The 22,772-nt window shown below is 60.9% G+C and carries 5 protein-coding genes; all 5 read left to right on the top strand.

The genetic code is table 11. The features are described 5' to 3' along the window. Window positions 1–2 precede the first annotated feature (2 nt). Genes FAES_RS16675 through FAES_RS16655 form a run of 5 tightly spaced genes read left to right on the top strand, consistent with a single transcriptional unit; the run spans window position 3 to window position 22,662 of the window. Complete coding sequence (locus FAES_RS16675; protein ID WP_015332406.1) at window positions 3–599, top strand: hypothetical protein; 597 nt, start codon at window positions 3–5, stop codon at window positions 597–599. 2 nt (window positions 600–601) lie between these two features. Then, window positions 602–4,558 (top strand): hypothetical protein, encoded by a 3,957-nt coding sequence (locus tag FAES_RS16670; protein WP_015332405.1) that lies wholly within the window; start codon window positions 602–604, stop codon window positions 4,556–4,558. A 4-nt stretch (window positions 4,559–4,562) separates the two neighbouring features. Further along, window positions 4,563–8,483 (top strand): hypothetical protein, encoded by a 3,921-nt coding sequence (locus FAES_RS16665; RefSeq protein ID WP_041258004.1) that lies wholly within the window; start codon window positions 4,563–4,565, stop codon window positions 8,481–8,483. A 41-nt stretch (window positions 8,484–8,524) separates the two neighbouring features. Next, window positions 8,525–10,090 (top strand): phospholipase D-like domain-containing protein, encoded by a 1,566-nt coding sequence (locus FAES_RS16660; protein ID WP_015332403.1) that lies wholly within the window; start codon window positions 8,525–8,527, stop codon window positions 10,088–10,090. Window positions 10,091–10,098: 8 nt separating this feature from the next. Next, window positions 10,099–22,662, top strand: a complete 12,564-nt coding sequence (locus FAES_RS16655) for a DEAD/DEAH box helicase family protein (protein WP_041258002.1) — start codon at window positions 10,099–10,101, stop codon at window positions 22,660–22,662. Window positions 22,663–22,772 lie beyond the last annotated feature (110 nt).

Raw genomic sequence — 22,772 nt, 5'->3', positions numbered from 1 at the left:
CCATGACTTATACGATCGACGATTTACTCGATCAGCTGCAACAGGACGTGTCGGTCGGCGACGTGCAGGCCTTCCGCGTGCGGGTGATCAACACGTTACGTACCCGCCTGTGGCGCCGGATCGGTTACGAGCGGGTGGGCGTGCGCTTCGTGGAGCCCGTCAACCTGCCCACCAACCGGCGTATTGAACTGGCCGATTCAATTCTGACCATTACCGACGCGTCGCTTAACGGCGCCGACTGGACGGCGGTCGAGGGGCCGACCGATCAGCTGGGGCCCCTGCACGTGCTGACGATGCAGCGTGATCCCTACGGCGTTACCTTCCCGTATTTCACTGGCGCGGCCCTCTACGTGCGCGGCTACCGGCTCCAGACCGATGCCGACGAGCAGGCGCTGATACCCGAGGCCTGCTTTCCAGCGGCCTACGACCTGTGTCTGGCCGAAGTGCTGGGCACCCAGCCGCAACACCCCCGCTTCGGTGAACGCAGCAGCCTGCAACGCAGCGCCGACACTTGGATCGGTCGCGCGCGCGCCGCCCTGACGCCCAGAGGCGAAGCCGCCGACCGGACCATCCGCCGCTACATCGGCTATCACGAATAACCATGCCACAACTCACGCAAACCTTCGAGCGGGGGCTGCATCAGGACGTCGATGCCCACCGCCAGCCGACAGGCACCTACCGTACGCTGTCGAATGGCCGTATCGTGGTGAACCCCGACGTGGATGACCCCACGCTGGGCAAAGGCGGTACCATCGTCAACCTGCCCGGCACGAGAGCCGTGCTGCAACTGTCGGGTGGTCAGCGTTACCTGGCCCATATCGATACCCGGCTGGGTACGGTGCTGCTAACCACGACGGGTAGCCGCTCGCAGATCGGGCTGTGGGCCTTCGACGAGCCGCAGGGCGATAGCGTCGCGGCAGGTGCCTATACGGTGCTCTACGACGACGCCTTTGATCCGCACGTGCCGGGTGAGGCCTACCGCCGCCGCACGCCCGCCGATGCGACCCATATGCGACTGGGTTTTGCCCTCGACGACACGCCCCGGCTGGAAACCGTGTACGCCAACGAGCTGGTCGAGCGGGTGTACTGGACCACGCGCCGGGGTATTAAGTCTGTGCTGAACATCCGCAACGTACCCACGCTGCAGCCCGACGGGTATTACCCGGCTTATTTTTCCGTGCATGGCTTTTGTGATCGGCCCGACATGGTGCCGCCGCTGATCAAGCCGCTAGGCCGCATCAGTGGTCGGCTACTGTCGGGGTGTTATCAGTTTGGGGTGTATTACGAACACCCTGAAGGCGTTCGCTCGGCTATCCCCTACATTACGCAGCGGCTGTTTGTGACCGAGTTCCCGCTTGACGATGCCGACCCGGTCCGGCAAATCAGTCTGCGTAGTAATTTTCACAACCGCACGATGGGCGCCTCGGGCGTGCTCACCCGAGAAGGCCTTGCCCTGGAACTGCGGGGCGTCGATACGCGCTGGGCGAAGGTGCGCGTGGTGGCGCTCTACTACGACACCCTGGGCAAACCCAGTAAGATCATCGCGCTGCCTGCCATCGATATCGCCCAGCAGGTACAGGCCACGGGTGACGCCTTTGGCAATCGCCTGCGGGTGAACATCACCCAGTTGGAAGGCGAGGAGCTGACGGTTAGCGATCTACTGGCCCGCAACCTGGTCCTCGAGCGCGTGGGTACGTTAAGTACTGAAGCCGACCGGCTCGTGGAGGGGGGGCTGCGGCTGGCCCCGACCCTGCAGATGGATGTGTCGACGGTCAGCCTGACGCCCGAGTTGAAAACGGTGGGGGCCGACATCCAGGGCAACAGCACCTTTGACGCGCTGACCAACCTTATTTCGGGGCGCGATGATGGCAACCCGCTCACCTCGACGCCCGTCAGCACGATGGGCATTACGCGCCGCCTATTTGGCTCGGTGGCCGAAACCTATACCATCACCGACGATTACGCCAACGACAAAGGGCAGGTCTGGGAATACCTGCACGGGTCGTATTTCCGGGGAGAAACCTACGAGTTTGGCGTTCTGCTGCTGGACCGGCAGGGGCAACCCATGTACGTGCAGCCGATCCCAGCCTATACATTTCCCAATCAGGCGGATGCCGGGCCCAATGGTGAGGAGGATTACTACCGGCTGACGGGTGAGCTGTCGGTTTACCCCTTCCCGCAGCCCCGCATTATGGGCCTCAACGTGTCAGGCCTGGCGCTGCCCACGGATCAGCTCTACGACGCTGCGGGTAACCTGCGCGTGTCTGGCTTCATGCTCGTGCGTCGGCCGCGCCAACCCCGGCTGCTGCATCAGGGGATCGTGGTGCCCGTCTGTCGCACGGACTATTGCGAAACCGGCAACAAGCGCAACGACAACCGGACCGATTTTCTGACGTTTCCGCTGCCCCGAGGCAACAACTTTAAAACGCAAAGTGAGCTGCCGGACCGGTTTAAGTACCCAATCGATACGCCCTGCGAGGGCGATCGGGGCGCGTACAATAGAACCTTTTCCCAACCCAATATTTTCACCTACCACTCCCCCGATCTGCTCATCGAGGGTACGTTCCGGGGAATTACATCGGGCGATGTGCTGCGGCACGTGGGCATCGTCAGCCAGCCGACCGGCGCTATCTATGTTGGCCTGGCACCGGCAATCAACGGGGTGACTACGCATGGGTACGCCAAAAGCTACGAGACCCGGCGCTACGCCCGCCTGGAGGTGCTGGCTAAAAACGGACGCCCGCGGCTGGGCGACACCACCCGGTTGTCGGGTGGGCTGCTACTCGACCGCCAATTCGTCGATACCTACAAAGAGTGGGATAAGACGGATCAGAACCTGATGTTTGAGACGGCGGTGCATCCGCAGCTGAGCCCCAATATCTTCGCGCCGGTGATCGTGCACGGCCTGATCCGTCGGGGTTCGCTACTTTTGCGCGCGCTGGATTGGAAAGCCGTCGATGCCTGCCCCGTTGTCGATGAGCAAGGCAATTCCGATAAGCCGTTCAGCTTCCGGCTAGCGAACTACGAGCAGGTGGCTAGCCTGCCCACGGCTACGGGCGAAAACGACGTACCCGGCCTACCCTACGAAAGCATCGGGCATTTTCAGCCGCTGACGCCTACCTGGCTGGAACAGGCCGAAAAGCGGCGGGGTACGTTGGGCCGGGTGACGCATTACGTCTACAACGACGTCGAATTGTGGGGTGGGGACGGGCACGTACAGCTGTGGGATTTTCTGCGCATTTTCCCCTTTGCCTCCGGCGATTGCTCGAAGAACGACTATTCGGTGGGACACATCGTGCCCATTGAAACCAAGTACAACCTTATGTTGATGCCTGGCCGCTCGTTCGCCCGCAACGCCGTGCGGCCCGAAATCGCCGACTGCGACAACATCAAGCCGCAGACCGCCAACGGTCTGCGGCCCTACCAGCCCGACGATCCCAACTACAACCGTACGCTGCTGGTGACCACGGGGCTGGTGCCCTACGCGCCCAGACCGAGTGATCTGATCGAGATCACCGACGATCCGGCGGGCTTTGTGTGGACCCCAAAACGGTCGGATTCTTCGCGCTGGGATGCCTGGCGGCAGCATCTGGTGGGCGACATGGGCCGCGTCGACGGCAGGCTAGGTGGCATCGTCGAGCTGATCCGGGCGGAGGGCTCGGGCCTGATCTGCTACCAGCAGGCGGGTACGTGCCTTATTCCCCTGGAGGTCGCGCAGTTTCAGTCGGGTGCCGATGGCACCGTGCAGACCGACAGCGGCGCGGTGTTCCGCAAAGAGATTCCCCTGAGCCGTGAGTTTGGCACCCAGCACCCGTTGTCGGTGTGGAAGGTGGGCGGTCAGGTGGGGGCCTGGGATGCCCGGCGCGGGGTGTTGCACCGGCTGGCGGGTGGCATCGATCCGCTGTCGATCCGGGAAAACATCGACGACAGCATCAAAGCGATTTCGGCGCCCCTGCTGACGGCCCCCTTTGGCCAGCCGGGCTACGACTGCCGCGCTGGGGCTGATGCCAGCACTGGCGAAGTGCTGTTGACGTTTAACCGGCCGGGTGGTCAGCCCCAGACGTGGGTGTACCAAACCCGGCTGGGGGCGATTATGGGCCAGTACCCGATTGCACCCCGGCGGTATTTGAACCGGGGCGGCGCGCTGCTGTCGGTGCAAGAGGAGTCGGCAACGCTCTGGGTGCACAATCAGGGTAGCCCCGGCACCTGGTACGGCCAACCGCAGCCCACGGTGCTGACGGCCGTGGTCGCACCAGGCCGCATGATGACCTTCAACACCCTGAAGCTGAATATGCCGCAGGCGGCTGCCCGCCAGCTGGTGCACGTTTCGCTTCGGACGTCACGGCCCGAGGCGGCTTTTCAACACGAGCTGACCCCGCCGATCGACGAGCGCTGCTTTTACGAAGATGGCGGGCTGATGGTGCCGCTCCACGAATGGGACTGGAACGGCCTCAAACAACCCCTGCGCGATGGCTACCTGCTGGTAACCCTGACGTTTTCCAATGACGCCGATCCTGTCAGTCTGGATCTGCTGTCGATCACCACCTACTTCGACTAATACCATGGCTTTATTCGACAATCAAGTGCCACCGTCCGCCTACTTTCGACCACCGAGCTTTGCGACGCGGGGTAATCTGCTGGTGAACCGGTTTGGCAAATCCACACTGATGGGTGACGTAGTGGCCACGGGGCTGCCCATCGTGGGAGCCGTGGGCGGCGCGTTGCTGGGTGGCCCCACTGGCGCGGCCATCGGTAAGGAAGTGGGCAAACTTGGAGCCCAGGGGTTGACTGCGCTGGCGACCGATGGCATGCGCGGTACTGACAGCGCCGATCAGGCCGAGCTAACCGCGGGCAAGCAGATGGGACTGACGCAGATCGGCAGCATGGTTGGTGGGCTGGCCAGCAACCTGGCGGGTAGCCTTAAATCACCCAGTTCAACACCCGCCGTAGCGCCAACCCCCGGCTTTACGCCGACGGTCAACAAGGCGGCGCTGGCACCGTCTATTTTGCCGCCTCCACCGGGCGAGCCAAGTCAGTCGTTGCCCAATCCGAACGTACCCATCTGGCAGCAGGAGGAGCGTCTGTTTGGGACCAAGCGGCCCAAAAACACCCAGTTGTTCACCTTCAAAGAGGGCGGGCCGGTACTAGCGCCGCTGGCGCACTCGGTCGTTGGGCTGCAGCGCCTTAACGATCGAGCCAAAAGGTTGGCCGAACGGGCTCCAGCGGCGGCTACGGATCGCGTCGACTGGGACGTAGCCGATCGGCTGGCCGATCAGGAAATCGCGTTCAATCGGGCGCATCCTGATCGGGCACCAGGCGCCAATGTGCCGTACGTGCGGCAAGCGGAAAAAGGAACGCAGTTTGTCCGAAATTGGGCGACGGCAAAGGGGTATCCAGAAGCGGCCAAGCTGCTCAACCCGGTGTCGATCGAAACCCCCGAGGGTATGAAATCGGTCATGGGCGGAGCCAATGCCCTGGGCATCTACGTCGGTATGGGTGGCGTTGGGCAGGCGTACGTGTCGACCGGGGCAGGCTCCGCCCGCAACATGCCGTCACTGGCGACTCATGAGTCAACCCACCAGTTACAGGGGGTGCTCGACGCGAACCCAGCCATGCAGCAGACCATGAAGCTGCTCAACGAACGCACCAATCCCGAGTTGCGCGTTCAGGGCCGACCCTACGATACATTGTCCTACCTGTCCTCGCCCACCGAACAGCACGCGCGGCTGATGCAGATGCGGCAGGCCGTGGGGCAGACCCCAGACAAACCATTCAAGCGGTTGGCCTGGATGGGTGCCAATCTGTTGGGTGGCCTGGGCATTGGGGCCACCAACCGCCGCGCGCACGAAGCCTTTCAGGACCTAAAGCGGGTGACTACCAAACAAAATGTCTTCGATTCGCTCAATAACACCTTCAAAGAGGGTGGGCCTGTGCTGCCATATCGATACGGCCGTGTAGCGGGGGTAGCCCCCAAACCCACCAGCTACACGCTTTACGCCGATAACGATCATTCGGAAGATCTGCCCATTCTGACGCCCGACGGCAAGCGGGTATACGGCCACATGCGCGTTGGTGAGTACGTGCTCAATCAAAAACGCAGCCTGATTGCAGGCGACATTATGCAGAAAGACATTCCCACAACGAGCAAAGTAAACGCGCTGGGTCACCTGCTCCACGAGCAACTGAGTGCCCAACCCATTCCAGCCGAGGCGGCAGCCGATACGGTCGCGTTCAAAAACGGTGGGGCGGCCAGCGTGACCGATCAACTGCGCCGGTACCGGGCGTCAGAGTATTTTAAAAAGCGCAGCGGGCTGCTCACCCCGTCGGTGATGACCGCAACGAAAGGCACTGATGGCGTCTACACCTTTACGCCCGACGATCGGGAAGGCGTCAATACGGTTACGCGCCACTCTGAGCTGCCCCCATTGGTGAGCCAGCGCCGGGCCGAGCGCAACGATCGCCTCAACCTGAGTGCGATGTATGCCCGCTGGGATGACCGCAACGCAGCGCTTCGTGATGCCCGCGAAGCGCGCGATGTTGCCGGATCGGTTGGGCCTGGTGGCAATATCGCGGCCGATCAAACCGCGCAGCGCCGGGCCGAGCGCCGGGCCCGGTTGCTGGACGTACCCCAGCCCGCCGAAACGATTGGCAAGCCGCTCACGGGGGGCGCCATACCGACGCCCGCCCGGCCCGCGTCAAGCCAGAAGCCAGCGCCCCGGTTCGATCCGGCTGTGGCCGATCTGCAACGCCGCCTCAACGCCGCCGGGTACGTTGGCGCCAACGGCAAACCACTGGCGGTTGACGGTATTCGCGGGGTCAATACCGAGTACGCTCAAACCGCGCAGGCGCGCGCGGCTACTTTGCCTGCATCGACGCCGCTGGCCTACACGCCAACGCTGGAAACGGTCGAGCCGATTCGGACCATTACGCCCCCGGCAAACCGGCCCGCGTTGACCATTCCTGCCGAAGCGGCTACTAACTATACCGTTGCCGACGAGCCCCGTAAAAAAACCATTCCGCGTTACTTCGCTACGGGTGGTTTCGCCGGGCCCGATCCGGTCAACAGTGAATTGGCCAAGCGCAAAGCGGCTGCCCTTGCTAAACTGGACCGATATGAGGCCGATATTCGTCTGGCAAAGCCAGGCGAAAAGGCACCCCTCGATTTCGACCAGAAAGCGACGTTGGCTAAAATCAATGGCCTGCGCAACCAGTTGAACGAAGGGTATACTACATTCTACTCGACGCCTGCCGCCGCCAACAGTAACGCCCTGCTCGACGCCGAAAAGGCCGTTAACAGTTTTGTGGGTGATGCGCAGTACGCGACCAGTCCGGGTTCCAACAAAGCCCGTCAGAACGCGATTGCGTTGGGTATGGACCAGTATGGCCGCAAAAAAGACCATCCCGACTACGGTAAGGTCGTTTCCCTGCGTAGCTGGGGGCCGCAGACCGTCACGCCGACCGACCCCAAAACACTCACGCCCGTCACGGCTCCCGCTGCGGCCACGCGGCCCCCGTTACTGTCCGCTCCCACATCGTCGGCGGGCAGTAATACCGCCGGGCCACGCGGTGGCAGCGGCACCGGTCGTCCTGCGGCCCGATCGACGGCTCCGGCTGCCCCGCCCGTAACTAAACCGGCGGCAACCACTCCCGCCGTTGGTGGGGCTATCGGCGAGTTTGGCGCGCAGCTGTGGAAATCGATCGAGGATAAGTACGCCCCCAAACCCCGGCCGCAGGCTAGTCTGCTCGGGCCCATCGGTGGGGGCAAGCCTACGACGATGCCTGCACCTGCGGTTCAAGCGGCCGCAACCGCGCCTCCGGCGGCGGCCACAGGGGACGCTGCTTCCACGACAGCCGCCTCGAATTCAGCCGGTTTGGTCAATACGTTGAAAGATGTCGGTCGGCTAGGTGCGGGCATACTGCTGGCGACCAGGCCCATAGAAAAACCCTCGGGTGACTCCGCCTGGAAAACCTACACGGAGGAAGTTACCGCTCAAAAAGACCAAGGCCTGACGCCAACAGAACGGTCGGTGGCCAACAACGCCCTGGCCAGCAATTATCGACAGGGCGTCACGACGCTGACCAATGCCGTGGGTGGGGGTGCCTCGTCGGGTACGGTACTGGCGGGGCTGGCTAATCTGGGGGCGCAGCGTAACAACGCGACCCAGAACCTGTTGGGCCTGGATGCAGCCCGCCGGGCGCAGAATTTTAGCCGCTTTGGCAGTGTAGCCGCCCAAACGGCAGCGATGGAAGCTAACCAGCAGCCTGACGGCATCGCCGAGCAGGCGGCAGGCCAGCAGCTCATCGCCCGCACGTTGCAGAATGCCGAGAACCGGAGCGTGCTGGCCCAGAACCAGCCCCTCTATGACCAGATCGCCCAGAACCAGCTAACCCAGCAACAACAGGCAGCAGATTCAATGGCTGCTATGCGGGATTATTACCGCAAGCGCGCGGGGCTACTGACCTCCGGCACGGCTGTTTCGTAGTCACAAAAAAGTATAATTGTACTATTTTGCACTAAAATCGTATGACACCAACTGGAGGAGCGGGCCTGATCGCCGCGCTGGCTACCCCGTATGACAATATCGCTGGCCGGTCCGCTGCTCGTCAGGAAGGGCTACAACTGTCGGCTTACATTACCCAGCAGGCTCAGCAGGAACAGCAGCAGGAAGCGCTGGCCGGTGCCCAGTCCGAACAGGCGCTACAGTACCTCAACGCCCTGCCGTTCGTGGGGGCCGACAAAACAAAGCTGCACCAGTACGTCCGAGAGACCGTCACCAAGCCCTTTTTTGAGCGGCTGGCCACGGTCTATAATGGCTCAGCGGCCCGGATGCTGGCTGCTGAGCCGGGCCTGTTAGCCCAGAAAAAAGCGGAGCTGGAGCAGCAGCCGTTCTATTTGCAGGCCAAAAAGCACCTTGAAGAAGTCGAAAGGGCCAAAGCGGCGCTGGCTAAAGGCGAGGTGTTGGTTGGCTACGGCGATTCGCCGACCAACTACCGCACCGGCGAGGCGGCACTCGCTGATTTTCTGGCCGGGCGGGCGGAGACATTCGCCATGCGCGGGTCGTATAAGCCCGAAGATGATCTTAAGGAACTGCGCAACCAGTATGCCCCCGGTAAAATGCCGTGGGAGCAAACCCCGGTTTCCGAGGCCGACAAGCAGGCGCACCTGGTCAACAGCTACGGGGCCGACATGGGCATCGACAAATACCTACGCCAGCACGTCGGGGTGCCGACCTATTACAAAACCGACCCGATTACCAAGAAAGTCGAGTTCCAGAACGATCAGCAGCGGCTGGCGCTGGAAAAGAGCCGGTTTAACCTGTCGGTGCAGCAGGCGGGAGAGGCTTCGGCGCTGCGTCGCAAACAGGGGCAGTTGCTCGACCTCAAAATCGCCAAGGAAAAAGGGGAGCAGAATGGTACCGCTGGTATGGGCTTCGACTACGGGATGCTCAGTCGCCCGCAACAGGTCATCAAGCTGGCCACCGACGACCCCAAAAAGAAGCTGCCCCACTCGGGCCTGGACATCGGTGGGATGCGTGGGTTGCACGCTACGGGCCTGTTTGGCGAAGGCGAGCAGTTCATTGCCTCGCAGCTGGGTCTGTCGAAAGGCAAAAACGGCGTGTATTCGAAAGGGAGCATCAAGGATGCCTTCACCGATGCCAACGGGGTGGCCACGTTCGATTTGAAAGACCGGCATTTCGACGTGGTAGGCGTTGACCCTCGTCTGTATTACGATCCGCGCGACGTGGGCACCGCTGGGCTCAACCCCAAAGGCGTGCGTGGGTTTGCCCGCGTCGTGGTCAAATTCAACAACGTCCGCGAGGCTGAAAAAGCTGGGCTCTACGATCCCAACCGGCTCAGCATGGGCCTGTTCGGCAACGGCGATGCCACGGGCATGTTCGATTCGGTCACCAAAGGGGGCGCGGGCGTCTATGACCCGGCCAGCATGAGCGCCACGCTGTTTGTGCCGATGGGGGCGATTGACCGCAAAAACAACTTCACGTTCATGCGCCAGCAGCAGATTCAGGCGGCTGGCAAAAAAGAGGCGTCCGCCGAAGCGGCCATGCCGTTTCTGGACACTTCCATTTTTTAACTCGACCCATGCTGCCAAGAAACGTACAACAGGCGGCGGCGCCAGCCAGCCCCGCCCAACCGCAGGATCTATACCCGACCCTGACCGACTTCGCGTTCGGCAAAAGCGTCGAGACCGTCTTGCGGCAAAACGGCCAGAACCCCACCGCCCTGCGCAAGCAATTCCAGGAGGCACACGCCAGGGGGGATTTTTATACCAAAAAGCAACTGGCCGAACAGTTCGCGGGCCTGACCGACCAGATTCAGGGCGGCGCGGCCGGGCAGAGCCTGCTCGATCAGCACCGGCTGCAATCGCCCGAAGAGGTCACCCCGCAGTATAACTCCGTGCCCACCGCGCAGGCCTTTTTCGGCTCCATCACCAACGGCCTGGCCGATCTGGTGGAGGCCGTACCCAAACTCGTCGTTGCGGGGGCTGGCCTGACGGGCGGCATTGATCAAAACCAGTGGCGACAAGCTAATCAGGGGGTTGAAAAAGCGCTTTCCGGGCTGCGGACCTACGTGTCGACCGACTGGCAGCGGGGTTTGGCCGAATACAACGACCAGACGGGCGACATTAGTTTGAACGGCGATTTTAAAGCCATCGTCGGTACGACCGGCAATTTGATCTCGTATATCCTGCCGGGTATACTGACCATGGGCGGGGCGTCGCTGGCTACCGGTGGCGCCCGCGCGGCCCTGCGCGGGGCCGCGACGGCGGCCGAACGACAGCTCGCCGTCAATACCCTCGAAGGGGCCGCGTCGATGGCCACCCGGGCAACGAGCGCATCGGCCTTTCTGCAGACCTTTCCCATGTACCAGCGGGAGGCGATGCAGCAGGGCTATGACCCCATGCACGCCACGTTGTACGCGCTACCGGTGGCGGCGGTTAACGCGCTGATCGAAACGGCCAATATGGGCGCGCTGGCCAAAGCCATGGGCGTCGCGCCCCAAACGGCCCGCTCTGCCATCCGGCAGGCCTCAACGGCTGAAGCGGTGGAGGCGTTGCTTCGGTCGGGTAGCAAACTCACGGCGGAATCGCTGGTCGAAACCGCCGAGCAAGCCGCCAAAGGATCGCTGGAGTTGCTGCGCAACCCGGCCAAACTTAAAGCCTGGGTACAAATGACCGAAGGACTGCGTCGGGGTGGTGCGCGAGTGGCGCGTGGTTTCGTCGAACAGGGTATACCCGAAGGCGGGGAGGAGTTCTGGCAGTCGATCGTCGAGAACGGAGCCAAAGACATCATGCTCAACCTGCAGTCAGCCGATACGACGGGCCGTTTCGACGATCCGGGCTTTGGCCGGTACGCCTTTGATTCGGTGTACGGCACCATATTGGGTACGTTGGTCGGCACCGTGCCGGGGGCGGCGTTCCAGCAAAAAACGATGGAGCCGACTCTGTTTGGGTACGTTGGCGCCAACGTGAGAAACGGGCTGGCGCGGGGGTTATCGCCTGACGAGTTGATTCGCCCTGATAGCCCCAACCGGTTGAAGCTGCTGGGTGTGCTCGATGATAAACTGCAGCGCGGGGAGCTGACACCCGACGATCACGCCGGCCTCGTCCAGAAAGCGGCCCGCATGGCCAATCTGGCCGCTGAATTCGCTGACGTGGATACCTACAACGACAATGATCGGTATACACTATTTGCCGTGTCAGAAGCGCGCGAAGGCCTCGCCCAGCAGGCGGCTCAGATCGATGAAGCAAAGAATACCCAGGCGCAGCTGACGGCCGAGGTCGCCCGTCCCGACGCCACGATGGCCGAGCAGATCAAGGCGCAGATGGCACTGGCCGCTGGCGAAAAGCAGCTGGGTGGGCTCGTCGATTCGCCCAGTGGTCCCGTCTATCAGGCGGAACTGGATATGGCCGCGCGCCGCAGCGCGATTGAGAACGTCGTCGGTGAAACCCTCAAACGCTTTGCGACCGACACCGAGAGCCGGGCCGGGGTACGTACCTACACGCAGGATGCCCTGCGCGCTATCGCCCAGCAGTACGGCGATACGACCTATACCGATACCTTCAAACCGAGCCGTCAGCTGACTGACCCCCAAACGGGCGCCGTCGTACTGACTGATCCGCAGGGGCGGCTCTACCGGCCGCTGGTGCAGACGGGCGGGGAGGTGACCAGCCCGGCGCGCCTCGACGATGCCGGCACGTACGTACCGGCTGTTCGCAACCCCGTCGAACAGTCGTATGGCGATCCACTGCCCAGCGTCGACGAGCACGTACGGTTGGCCACCGGCGTGCAGGCGGGCCAGCCCGGCTACGAAACGAGTCGCTATACCAAACCTGACAACAGCGTCGAGGGAAACCTGCTGGCCGATGGCGTGCAGTTGGTGGGTGATCTGGAAACGTTGGGGGCGACGCGCTCGCCGGGTAAAAAGAAAGCCCTCGACAAAACGCGCGCGCTGGCGGCGGCGTATCTGGCGGCGGCTGGCCCGGTGTTGGCCACCAACGAACGGTATGCGACCCCCTTCATGGAAGTGGCCGACCGGCTGACCCCGCTGCTGGCTGACCCCACTACAGTCGATCCGATGGCCGCTGAGCCGATGGGGGGCGATGTCGATCTGTTGGCCGAAGGCCTGCCCGGCGTGTCAACAATGCCCCTTGCGTCCACCCCGGTTCCGGTGAGTAGCCCGGTAGCGGCGACAACCCCGTCTATGTACGCCTCGTCGGTCGATCTGGGCGACGGTTTCAGCAGCGGTAATCTAACGCCCGATAGCGAGCGGGGTGTTTACCAGATCACGCCAACGGGTGCAGACAGGGCGGAGTACCAGGTACGTCCAGAAGCGGCGGCGCTTGCCCTGAGCGACCCCTACAGCTATTTGCAGGATGGAGCCACCTACCCGCTGGCTGGCATGGACCGCGCGGCGGGTTTGGTAACGACCCAGCCGGGAACGCTCGTTCGGCAGGGCGATAAATGGAAAATCGAGCGTAAAGCAACCCTTCAGTTCACCGATTCTAACGGACAACTAATCAATGTCGTATCGACTTCCCAACCTGCAGCCACCGGGTCAGTACCGGCGGCTAACCCGGTCGCATCAGACCCAGCTACTCAATACGTTGACGCAGTACAATCAACGCTTGGATTACAACAACGCGCGCAGGCGGGTGAGCAACTACAGGACGATGCACAACACGCAGCGGACCTTGCAGCAGCTGCTCTCGCAGCAGGACCCGACGAGCGATTACTCGAAGCGCTTGAGCGAGAGCGTGCAGCAGCGGGAGCTGATCTTGCAGCGAATGAGGGAGCAGATGGACAACAACCCGCTAACCCGGGTGTTGCTGGTGCAGTCCGTGGCGCCATCGCGGCAAAACGGCTAAAACGCCCCAAACAGTCCATTGCCAAAACATTCGTACCCACCGATTTTCGGGGGGCGGTATTGCAGTTTTTTGCCCAGCGCGGCAAGATCAACCGGAACGATTTCGACCGCATGGCTGGTGAGAATGCGCGCCTTGGGCCCAAAGGAGGTAACGTCTATATCAACTACATCGATCAAAGCAACCGGCAACCGGGTATCGATCAAATTGCCACCTCGCTGTGGGAGGCCGCTGGCCGTGATCTGGACACTCGCCCCGACGAGTTGGAGCAGCAGTTGATTGATATGGTGGTAAGCTTTCAGGGCGATAACACCCCGAGTAAGCAACTGCGGGAGTATGCCGACGAAGGCGCGGCCGATGAGGCGGCGGCCCAGATGCAGGCCGACGTGCTGGCTGAACTCGACCCCGAGGTAGCGGCCCAATGGCAGGAAAACCCCGATCTGCTGGCCGCCGAAACCCGCGACGTACTCGACCTGGTCAACGGCTATTCCGATGAGGAAGTCGAGGCGCTGCTCAAAGAAATGCGCACGCTGGGTTACTGGGACTCGCAGGCGGGCTACGATCTAGCCCCGTTGCTGGATGAGTTTTCTGCCGTTTACTCATTCGTGAACTCAGGATTAATGGGTTACACGCCCGAACGTTTAGTTTTACTTAACCGTTTCTTATCCGATCTGGCCGTTGGCCATGCCGGTGTTCTTCCCATCTATGAAGCCATCCAACAACAAAAGCCCGCGCCAGCAGCTGACGGAGGCCTTACTAACAGCCCGACTGAGTCAGGGGCCGGGGGCGGTACCACCGTCGGACAAACTCTCGTCGCTCTTGAGTCTGCGGTCGCGGACCTCGAAAATGCTGCCGAAGCCGTCGGACAACCAAGCGCCGGAACAGACACCCTAGTTAACGAAACTAACTCGGTCGCGCCAAGTGATCAGCCGACAGTAACAACACAAAGCAGTTATGAGGACGTCGTTGCAACCAATGATGGGCCAACTATTGCTAATTGGTTGCTAGCCACGGTTCAGAAAGGCGATCTATTTCAAGTTGATGAGGAACAGCGGTACGTTGTCAGTAGTGTAAAAACACGCAAGACTGGGCGTGTCGTTGGTATTGTTTCCGAAATACTGGTTGATGGTAATTGGGAAGCGGCCGGTTTCTATGAGATTAAGGAAGATAGTCCGGGTAGTAAAGTAGCTACGGCGTATTCAGCTAAGAACCTTCCTGGCTTTTCGTATGCATACACAGACCAAGCGGGTAATCGCCGGATCGCTACTGCCTCGTATCTGCCCCTTAGTGCGCAGGAATCGAGGAACGAAAGCCCGGCTGATCAGCAGGAACAACTCGCCGACATCGGGTTACAGGCGGCCACGTTGCTCCAAGAAATTGACGAAGCCATTGCGGCTGAGGCGGTAGTTGATCCGCGCACGGCCGAGGCCACGGCTCCCTTCGACATTGAACTGGCGAACCTGCAACGCGAGATCGATGCAGCCGACCGCACCATTGCCCGGCTTGAACGCGAAAACCGCAACCGGCTGCAGACGGGTGATCTGTTTGCGGCCGATCCCAAAGCTGCGACCCAATCTGATCTGTTTGCTGGTAACACCACCGGACTGGAGGCGGAAGCTGCCGCCCGTCAGGCGATTGATCGGGCCAAACAGCAGCGCGCAGCACTCGTCGAGCGGCAGAAAACCGCCCAGGCCAATAAGCTGCGCGCGATCGAGCAGGCCGTTGCCGCCAGCACGCAACAAACCGCGCTGTTTGGGTCATCTGTTGCAGAAAACGGGTCAACTGTCGCAGTAAATGGCAATTCTGTCCCACAAAACGCGACTACTGACTCACTTCCGGCTCAAACCGACACGCCAGCCCCCGTCAATAAACTCGACGAACTGGCCCAGCGTGAGGCTGATCTGGCCGCCCGGTTAAAGGAAAAGCTGCGTCAGATGCGGGGCAATCTGTCGAGCAATCCGTTTGCCGACCCCGAGCTTCTGGCCCTCGGTGCCGAATACCTGTCGGTGAAATTTCAGCAGGGTGTACACAAGTTTACGGCGGTGGTTCGGGACTTTGTGAAACTGCAGGGCCCGGTGACCGAAAACGACTTGGCGGCGCTGAAATCTGTTTACGGTGCCTACCAGAACACCGTCGACGACGATACGTTTGATAAAATGGATGACGGTCGCACGGTGCGGGCCGTTACCCTTGATGATGTAAATACACAACCCAATGACGCAGGTACCGCTAACCGTGTGGAACCAGATAGCCCACGAACAACCACTACTCAGCCAGTGGGCACTAACGATGTTCAACCAGCCGACGCCGGAAGCCTTGAGCCAGGCGTTGGCGAAGGAATCCGACTGGTTGACGAGTCAGGGACACAGCGCCCGGGTGATCAGCGCGTATCAGCAGATCCTGCCGCTACTGGTAGAACATCACGCGCTAACCCAATTTATAACGAGTTCGGAAGCTTATTCCCTGCGGACAGCACTGCCCGAAGTGACGACCGTAGCGGAAGCCCTGCGCTTGGCGACGCAGGAATTCAGCCTGACCGACTCGGAGAGCAGCGAGCTATCGCAGCTGCTCAGGAAGGCCGTTCACTTACTCGTGCAGAAAAGCTAGCCCTTCAGCAGCAGGCCGAATCCATTGAGGTTGTCGTTGGCAACCGCGCAAACATTGACGCCACGTTGCCCTACCTGATGGATGGCCAGCGCGAAGATGTGCAGTTTGCCGAAGCGCGATTGTCCAAGCCCGACGGGTACGGAGTGCTGTTTACCAACGGCACCGGCACCGGCAAGACCTTCTTGGGGCTGGGCATCATCAAACGCTTTGCCAAGCAGGGTAAAACCAGCGCACTGGTGATCGTGCCCAATGTCAGCGTAATGAACGAGTGGGTCATGTCAGCACCTGCGCTGGGGCTGACCATTCGCGCGCTCGACGACATGAAAGATGCCGGGTCGGGGATCAATGTAACGACCTACGCCAATTTTGCCGGTAATAACGCGCTGGCTACCCGTAGGTTTGATCTGCTGCTGGCCGATGAAGCGCACAACCTCATGCAGTCGTCGTCGGCCGACGTGACCGGTGCCCTAAAAGCGTTTCAGGTGCATACCTATCACCCTGATTCGGCCTGGAATCGGACGATGGTGGAGCACGAAGAGTTGTTTGCCCGGCTCTCCGAAATTCGGGCCCGCATCAGAGAGATTGACGACCAGTTCAGAAGCCGGGATACGGCTTATCAACGGGAACTGTTAAAACCCGAACTGGATGCACTCTCCGAGGAACGATCGCTGAAAGAACGGGAGTGGGACAACTACCTGGAGGCGAATGAAGCCCTGATTAAAGAAAATCAGGGCGCCGTCCGTCCGCGCGCGGTGTTTCTATCGGCCACGCCCTTTGCCTACCGCGAAACAATCCAGTGGGCCAATGGCTATTTGTTCAGCTACGGAAAATCCGACAGTACCGCCTACAACGTACCCTCGGGCTATGAGGCCTTCATGGTGCAGCATTTCGGCTACCGGATGCGGTATAACCGCCTGACGCAGCCCGATGTGTCGGTCGACGTGTCGCTGATGGAGCGCAATTTCAACGGTTGGCTTCAAAAAGAAGGCGTGGCCAGCGCCCGCGTACTGGATATTGATTCAGACTATCAGCGTTTGTTTGCGCTCACCCCGTCAGCTGTGGGTACGTTGATCGACGAGGGTTTGGCCTTCGTTCGGGAAGGCGATAACAAGCGGTATACGGGGCTAATCGATCTGCTGGAAAAGCGGTTCAATTACCTTCAGCGCCAGCGGTTACTGGAAGCCATTAAGGCCAAGGAAGCCATACCGTACATCCAACAGTGGCTGGATCAGGGTAAGAAAGTCGTCGTGTTCTACGATTACACGGAAGGGGGCGGCTTTGCGCCGTTCCATTTCGAAAATGAAAACGGCGATTTGCCCGAAGGCAACGTAATGACTGGCCCGTATGGTAGCCAAAAATCGATTTCGATTCGCACGCTGATTCGGGAGTTCTACGAACGTCGACCGGACCTCTACGCGATCAACGCCGCTGATTACGGGGCACCCCTTGACACGTTGGGCGAAGCCTTCCCGCAGGCGGCTCGCCTAAAGGGAGGCATGAGCAAAACGGCTAAAACCGCCACCGTCAAAAACTTCAACGACGACACCAAGCCCGAGGCCAACATCATTCTGGTCAATGCGGCGGCCAACGCGGGTTGGTCGGGCCACGATACGACGGGTAGGCATCCGCGCGTGCTGGTGAACCTAGGCCTGCCCACGCAACCGACCCGCTCGATTCAACAGGAAGGGCGCATTTACCGGACTGGCCAGCATCCCGACTCCAACAGTATGTTCGTGTATTTCAATACGGGCACCAACTGGGAGCGTCGGGCTTTTGCTGATACGATTGCTGGCCGGGCCGGTACCGCTGAGAATTTGGGCATGGGTGAAATGGCCCGTGGGTTGAAGCAGGCGTTCATTGAAGGCTTCGAGGCAACCACCGAGTACGTACCCTCTGAGAAGGATGGTACGGGCGGTAAGGCATTTGACCGCAGTTTCACCAAGCCGATTTCGCCGTGGGATCAGGCAAAAACCTACTACTTCGCACAACTCAAACGTACCGCCAAAACCAAAGCCTACGAAGGCGTCGATTACTTTGCCACGCCTGAACCGCTGGGCATGAAGATGGTCGAGTGGGGTAACATCAAAACAGGCGACCGCGTAAACGAGCCTTCGGCTGGCCACGGTGCCATTGCCCGCTGGGTGCCGGAAGATGCCAGTCTAACGGTCATTGAACCGTCGTCGGAACTGTTCAGTAAAGTATCGCTGGTGACCGATGGCCGTAAGCTCAACGAGGCTTACGAGGATCATAACCCGGTGAACAAGTACCAGGTCACGGTCATGAACCCGCCGTATGGGCAGGCCGGTAAAACGGCACTGGAGCACGTCAAAAAGGCGATTGAGCAACACTCGGTCGTCGGTAGCCGGGTGGTGGCACTGGTACCAGTCGGCGCCTTCAATACTAAGTTTGACAAGTGGTTGGAGGAAGTGAATACGCCCCCAAAACTGGGGCGTCTTACCAGTAGTGTTCATTTGACAGCGCGCATATTGTTGCCCGGCAGTACGTTCGGGCGGGCGGGTACGGCAGTCAACACGCAGGTGCTGGTGCTTGATAAATTGCAGCCTGATGCCAATCCGGGGTCGGTGGAAGAAATTGATCTGCGCGACGTCAAAGACATCAATGAACTGTTTGATGAGTTGGAAACGATCGAGGTGCCTGAACGGCCAACGATCACCTCAGCCGACGTACAGCGGGTAAATGCTGGGCGGGTGGATTTATCAACGCGCTCGTCGGTACTGCCAGCGCAGCCAGTCGCCCAGCCAGCAGCTCAGGCTGCTGCTGCCGTCCCGGTTGTTGCACCGCAGACCGCTGCGGCTTCCTCTGTTACAGCGGAAAACGCACCGTTGAAAGAACCCGTCAAAGGGTTTCACGCCAAAAATCAACGGGACACGTTCGTGGTGCCCATTAACGGGCGGCTCAGTACTGAGCAGTACAACGCCGCGCTGGATAAGGCCAAGTCGCTGGGCGGCTACTACTCGCGGTTTCAGGGATCAGGAGCCATCCCCGGTTTCCAGTTCCAGACCGCCGAAAAAGCCGCGCAGTTTTACCAGCAGGTTACGGGCCTGACCGCGCCAGGTACGTCGGCCACGCAGGAAGATGCCGGGCTGGCTAGCATGATGGACTCGCTGGGCGATACCTCCAACCCGTTTGCCGAGCCGGATAGCCCGTTTTTCCAACTGGCTCCCGAGCAGGGGAACGTACCTGCCCGGTCAACTGCCCCCATTGGGCAGGCTGTCGCGCGACTGGCGCAGGCCTTCGGCGTGGACGCCATCACCGATCCGGCCGCGTACGGGCAGGCCTTGCAGGAAAGCCTGAGCCGACTGCAGCCAGCAGACAGGGCTCGCCTTGCCACTCGTCGACCGCTCGCCTTCCGCTGGCAGGGCAAGGTGTATTTCTCGCCCGAGGCAAACCTGAATTCCGTCTTTCACGAGTTCGGCGGCCTGTGGGCCGAAGCGGCGCGAACCAAGTTTCCCGATCTGTACACCAAAGGCGTGGCGCTGGTGCGCGATTCAGGCTACTTCGCCCGGTTGCGTACCGACAGCTATTACAAAACGCTGTCCACTCCCGAACTGGAAATCGAAGCGCTCGAAACGGCGATCGGCGACAAGGGCGAACAGTTTAAAGTGTCGGGCCGTAAATCGGCGTTCCGGCTGTGGCTCGACGAACTGTTTGCCAAAATTGGAAAAGCGATCGGCTGGACCTCGAATGAGAAACTAGCCGATGCGAAGCTGGCGCGTTGGGCCGGGCAGGTGTTGGGGTTGATGGAAGGGCCGGGTAATCGCGCTCAGCCTGCGCCCCCCAGCAACGTACCCCAATTCCAGTTGGCGCCTGATCCGGCCCCCTCGACCCTTGAGCCGACCGCCCCGTCTGCCAACAGTGTGCTGGGGGCCGAACCCACGACGCTGGCCAACCTGCTATCGGTGGCCGAGCAGCAGCTGCGCAACCCGCCGGTGACCAATACGCAACTCACCGTGCAGGGGCTGAAGCAACCGGCTGTTTCGCGCGATTTATGGGAAATGTCCCCCGTCAACTACACCGACGCCGATAAGTCGTACATCAAACAGATCGCCGAGCAGACGGGCTTTGAGTTGACCTCACCCCAAAAGCTCACCTATACCCATCCGCAGACGCATTACCATCTGGCGAACGGGCAGGTGCTGACGCTTGATCAGGCAACGCTGGCCAATGCAGTGAGTACAGGCTTTGGCCAGCGCAGTGATGATACTGGGTACGTTGGTCGGCTGACCAACTTTGTCTCAGACTGGCTCAAGTCGTGGACCAACCTGATTACGTTCGCCGATCTGATCGACGACACGAAGGGCAGCATCAAACGCCTGATCCATGAACCGCAGCTCGAAGGATCACGTCGCGCGGGTACGGCGAAAACGTACCTGCAGGACCGGCTTTCTACGGCCGCCCGGCTACTGGCTCCCTTCGAGGAGCAGCTGATCGGGGTGCAGTCGTATGACTTCAATCCCAATACGGGTGAGGTGGTGCTGGTCGAAAAGCAGGTGCCGCTCCTGACGGTGATGGAAGCGGTTGCGTTGGCTGAAACCCAGCAGGGGTCGTCACCCACGGGTGGCATAACTCACGTGTTCGACGCTGAGCCGCGTCCCAATGAACTCTACGAGCGCGATGCCGATGGTACGTTGTCGAAAAAACTCGACCACGGTGGCCAGTATTACGATGCCGCGCGCGATCGGCTCGACACGTTGATGTTACCCCGGGCGGAATACAATCGCCTGCTGTCGCGCTTTGTGGAGGGTAACGACGCCAAAACCGGGGAGGTGGAAGGCTACGAGGCGCTGATTTCGTTTTTCAACGTCAACGAGGTAGCGGATCTGCTCGAAGAAGAAAACAATGCGCTCAAACCGGGCGAACCCTTCGAGCGGGTAGGCGAACGTACCGGTGGTAAATCACCTCGACTCATCGAGCCTGCCGAAGCGGGTGCCGGCATCGACCCGGCGTTGGCGCCCGGCGCGCAGGAGTGGCTGGCGGAAGCCCGCGACCGGCGCGACGAGAACCGGGCCAGACGGGCGGCAAACCGGCCCCGCCAGACGTTCTATTACCCCATTCGGGTGACGGGCGGGGATGCCAACGCGCGCGCTGAGGCGCAGGGCCGCATGAAGCTCTACGATAAGTCGGGCCGGTTGATTGCGCGGTCGCGTGAAGCGAAGGGCATCGTGCTGGGCAACCCGCTGCAAACGATGATCCGCTACGAACAGGAGGTCGCTGATCTGCTGGAATACGGTCGGTTGTCGGAAAACGTCATGCACCTGCGCGACGCCATCGAAAACAAGTACCAGGGGCCGCAGAAAGCGCGACTGGTGGGCTACCTGACGCGCGAATACGAAGTACTGCGTGGCTACCGGGAGCGCATGATGCGGGTTCGGCAGGACAACCCCGGCCTGACGAGCGTCGAGCGGGGTATGCGCCGGTTCACGAATTCGATTTTCTCGCTCAACCTGGGCCTGCCTGCCAAACAGCTGGGCACGGCCGCCTCGGCGATGGGGCAGGGCATTATTGAGGATCAGCATTTGCGCGATCCGCAGGCGCTGGGCCTGCTGGCCAAGCTAACCGCCGGGGCATACCGCGATGCGGGTGTAGGGGCGTCGGTACGCGCCGACGGCTCCGATCAGGGGCTTCACGGTGGGCTGATTAGTGAGAGCGATACAGTCGAGCGGCCCTACATCGAGGCGTTGCTGGGTCAGGGCATGGACGAAGCGGCCAAGGCCAAGCAGCTACGGCGCTTCGGCGCGGTAATCAACCGGCTACTCGACTCCAATCAGCAGCACGTCGGTGACGTCAGTTTTGACGATTTGGGCCTCAACAGCGCGACGCTCAGCAACGCGCAGAAGCTGCTCAGGAAGTACGACAGTTTCGCGGGGGAACGCCTTATGTCGGCCATGCGCCGGGCTGACCGGGCGCCCATCCTGTATTACGTGCAGGCGGCGCAGCTGCAGGCCTCGGCCGAAGGGCTACAGCAGAACAGCGATGCGTGGTGGGATCGGGTGGCCCACCTGACCGAGCGGGTGGTAAGCGAAACCTATAACACGGATTCGCTGGCCGAACGTACCCCGATGCAACTCTCCGAGCAGTTCTTTACCCGAATGCTGGGCATGTACAGCAGCCAGCAGCAGAAAATTGCGGGGCTGGTGATTCGGGCGATGATCGGCTACACGAAGGCCACACCGGGAACGCCGGAGGCCAAAGCCGCGCGCGCCAAACTCCTGCAGACGCTGGGCTACGGAGTGCTGGCCAACGCCGTGTACGTCGGCGCCGTGTCGGCGGGTACGTCGGTGATCATGGCCATGCTGTCGGGTGGGGAACCGCCCGAAGCCGATAAGCTGACCGAACGCGTGATGTTCGACTCGCTGCGTAACGTGTCAGGTACGTTCCCCGGGCTGGGTACGTTGTTCGTCGAGTACGCCATCAATAAGGTCGATGGTGTTGGTGGCAATGAGCAGCTGTACGAGGTGCCCAGTCTGTCGAACATGCAGCAGGGCGTCGATGCGGTGCTGGCAGCAGGCCGGTACATGACCGAAGAGGATGAGAAGAAAGCCGCTCAGGCGGGGGATACGTTCGTGCGAAAATCGACTGATTTTGTCTCGAAGTGGGTAGGCCTGCCTAGCACAGTGACCCGCGTGGTCCGTGGCCAGCTGACAAACGATTAAAAAGAAGTAGCGACAGCTACAAACACGAAAAGCCCCGTTCCAATGCAGGAACGGGGCTTTTCGTTTATCGAAATAAATGAAATGTAAAAGAAGCGACTGCGTAAAATGAC

The sequence above is a fragment of the Fibrella aestuarina BUZ 2 genome, assembly GCF_000331105.1.
GTDB lineage: Bacteria > Bacteroidota > Bacteroidia > Cytophagales > Spirosomataceae > Fibrella > Fibrella aestuarina.
Note: the sequence above shows the minus strand (reverse complement) of the source record. Positions and strands in the feature narration are given on the sequence as shown.

Bases quoted from the DNA above. Each gene is read 5' to 3' on its own strand.
- FAES_RS16675 (WP_015332406.1), top strand. From the start codon at position 3: ATGACTTATACGATCGACGATTTACTCGATCAGCTGCAACAGGACGTG.
- FAES_RS16670 (WP_015332405.1), top strand. From the start codon at position 602: ATGCCACAACTCACGCAAACCTTCGAGCGGGGGCTGCATCAGGACGTC.
- FAES_RS16665 (WP_041258004.1), top strand. From the start codon at position 4,563: ATGGCTTTATTCGACAATCAAGTGCCACCGTCCGCCTACTTTCGACCA.
- FAES_RS16660 (WP_015332403.1), top strand. From the start codon at position 8,525: ATGACACCAACTGGAGGAGCGGGCCTGATCGCCGCGCTGGCTACCCCG.
- FAES_RS16655 (WP_041258002.1), top strand. From the start codon at position 10,099: ATGCTGCCAAGAAACGTACAACAGGCGGCGGCGCCAGCCAGCCCCGCC.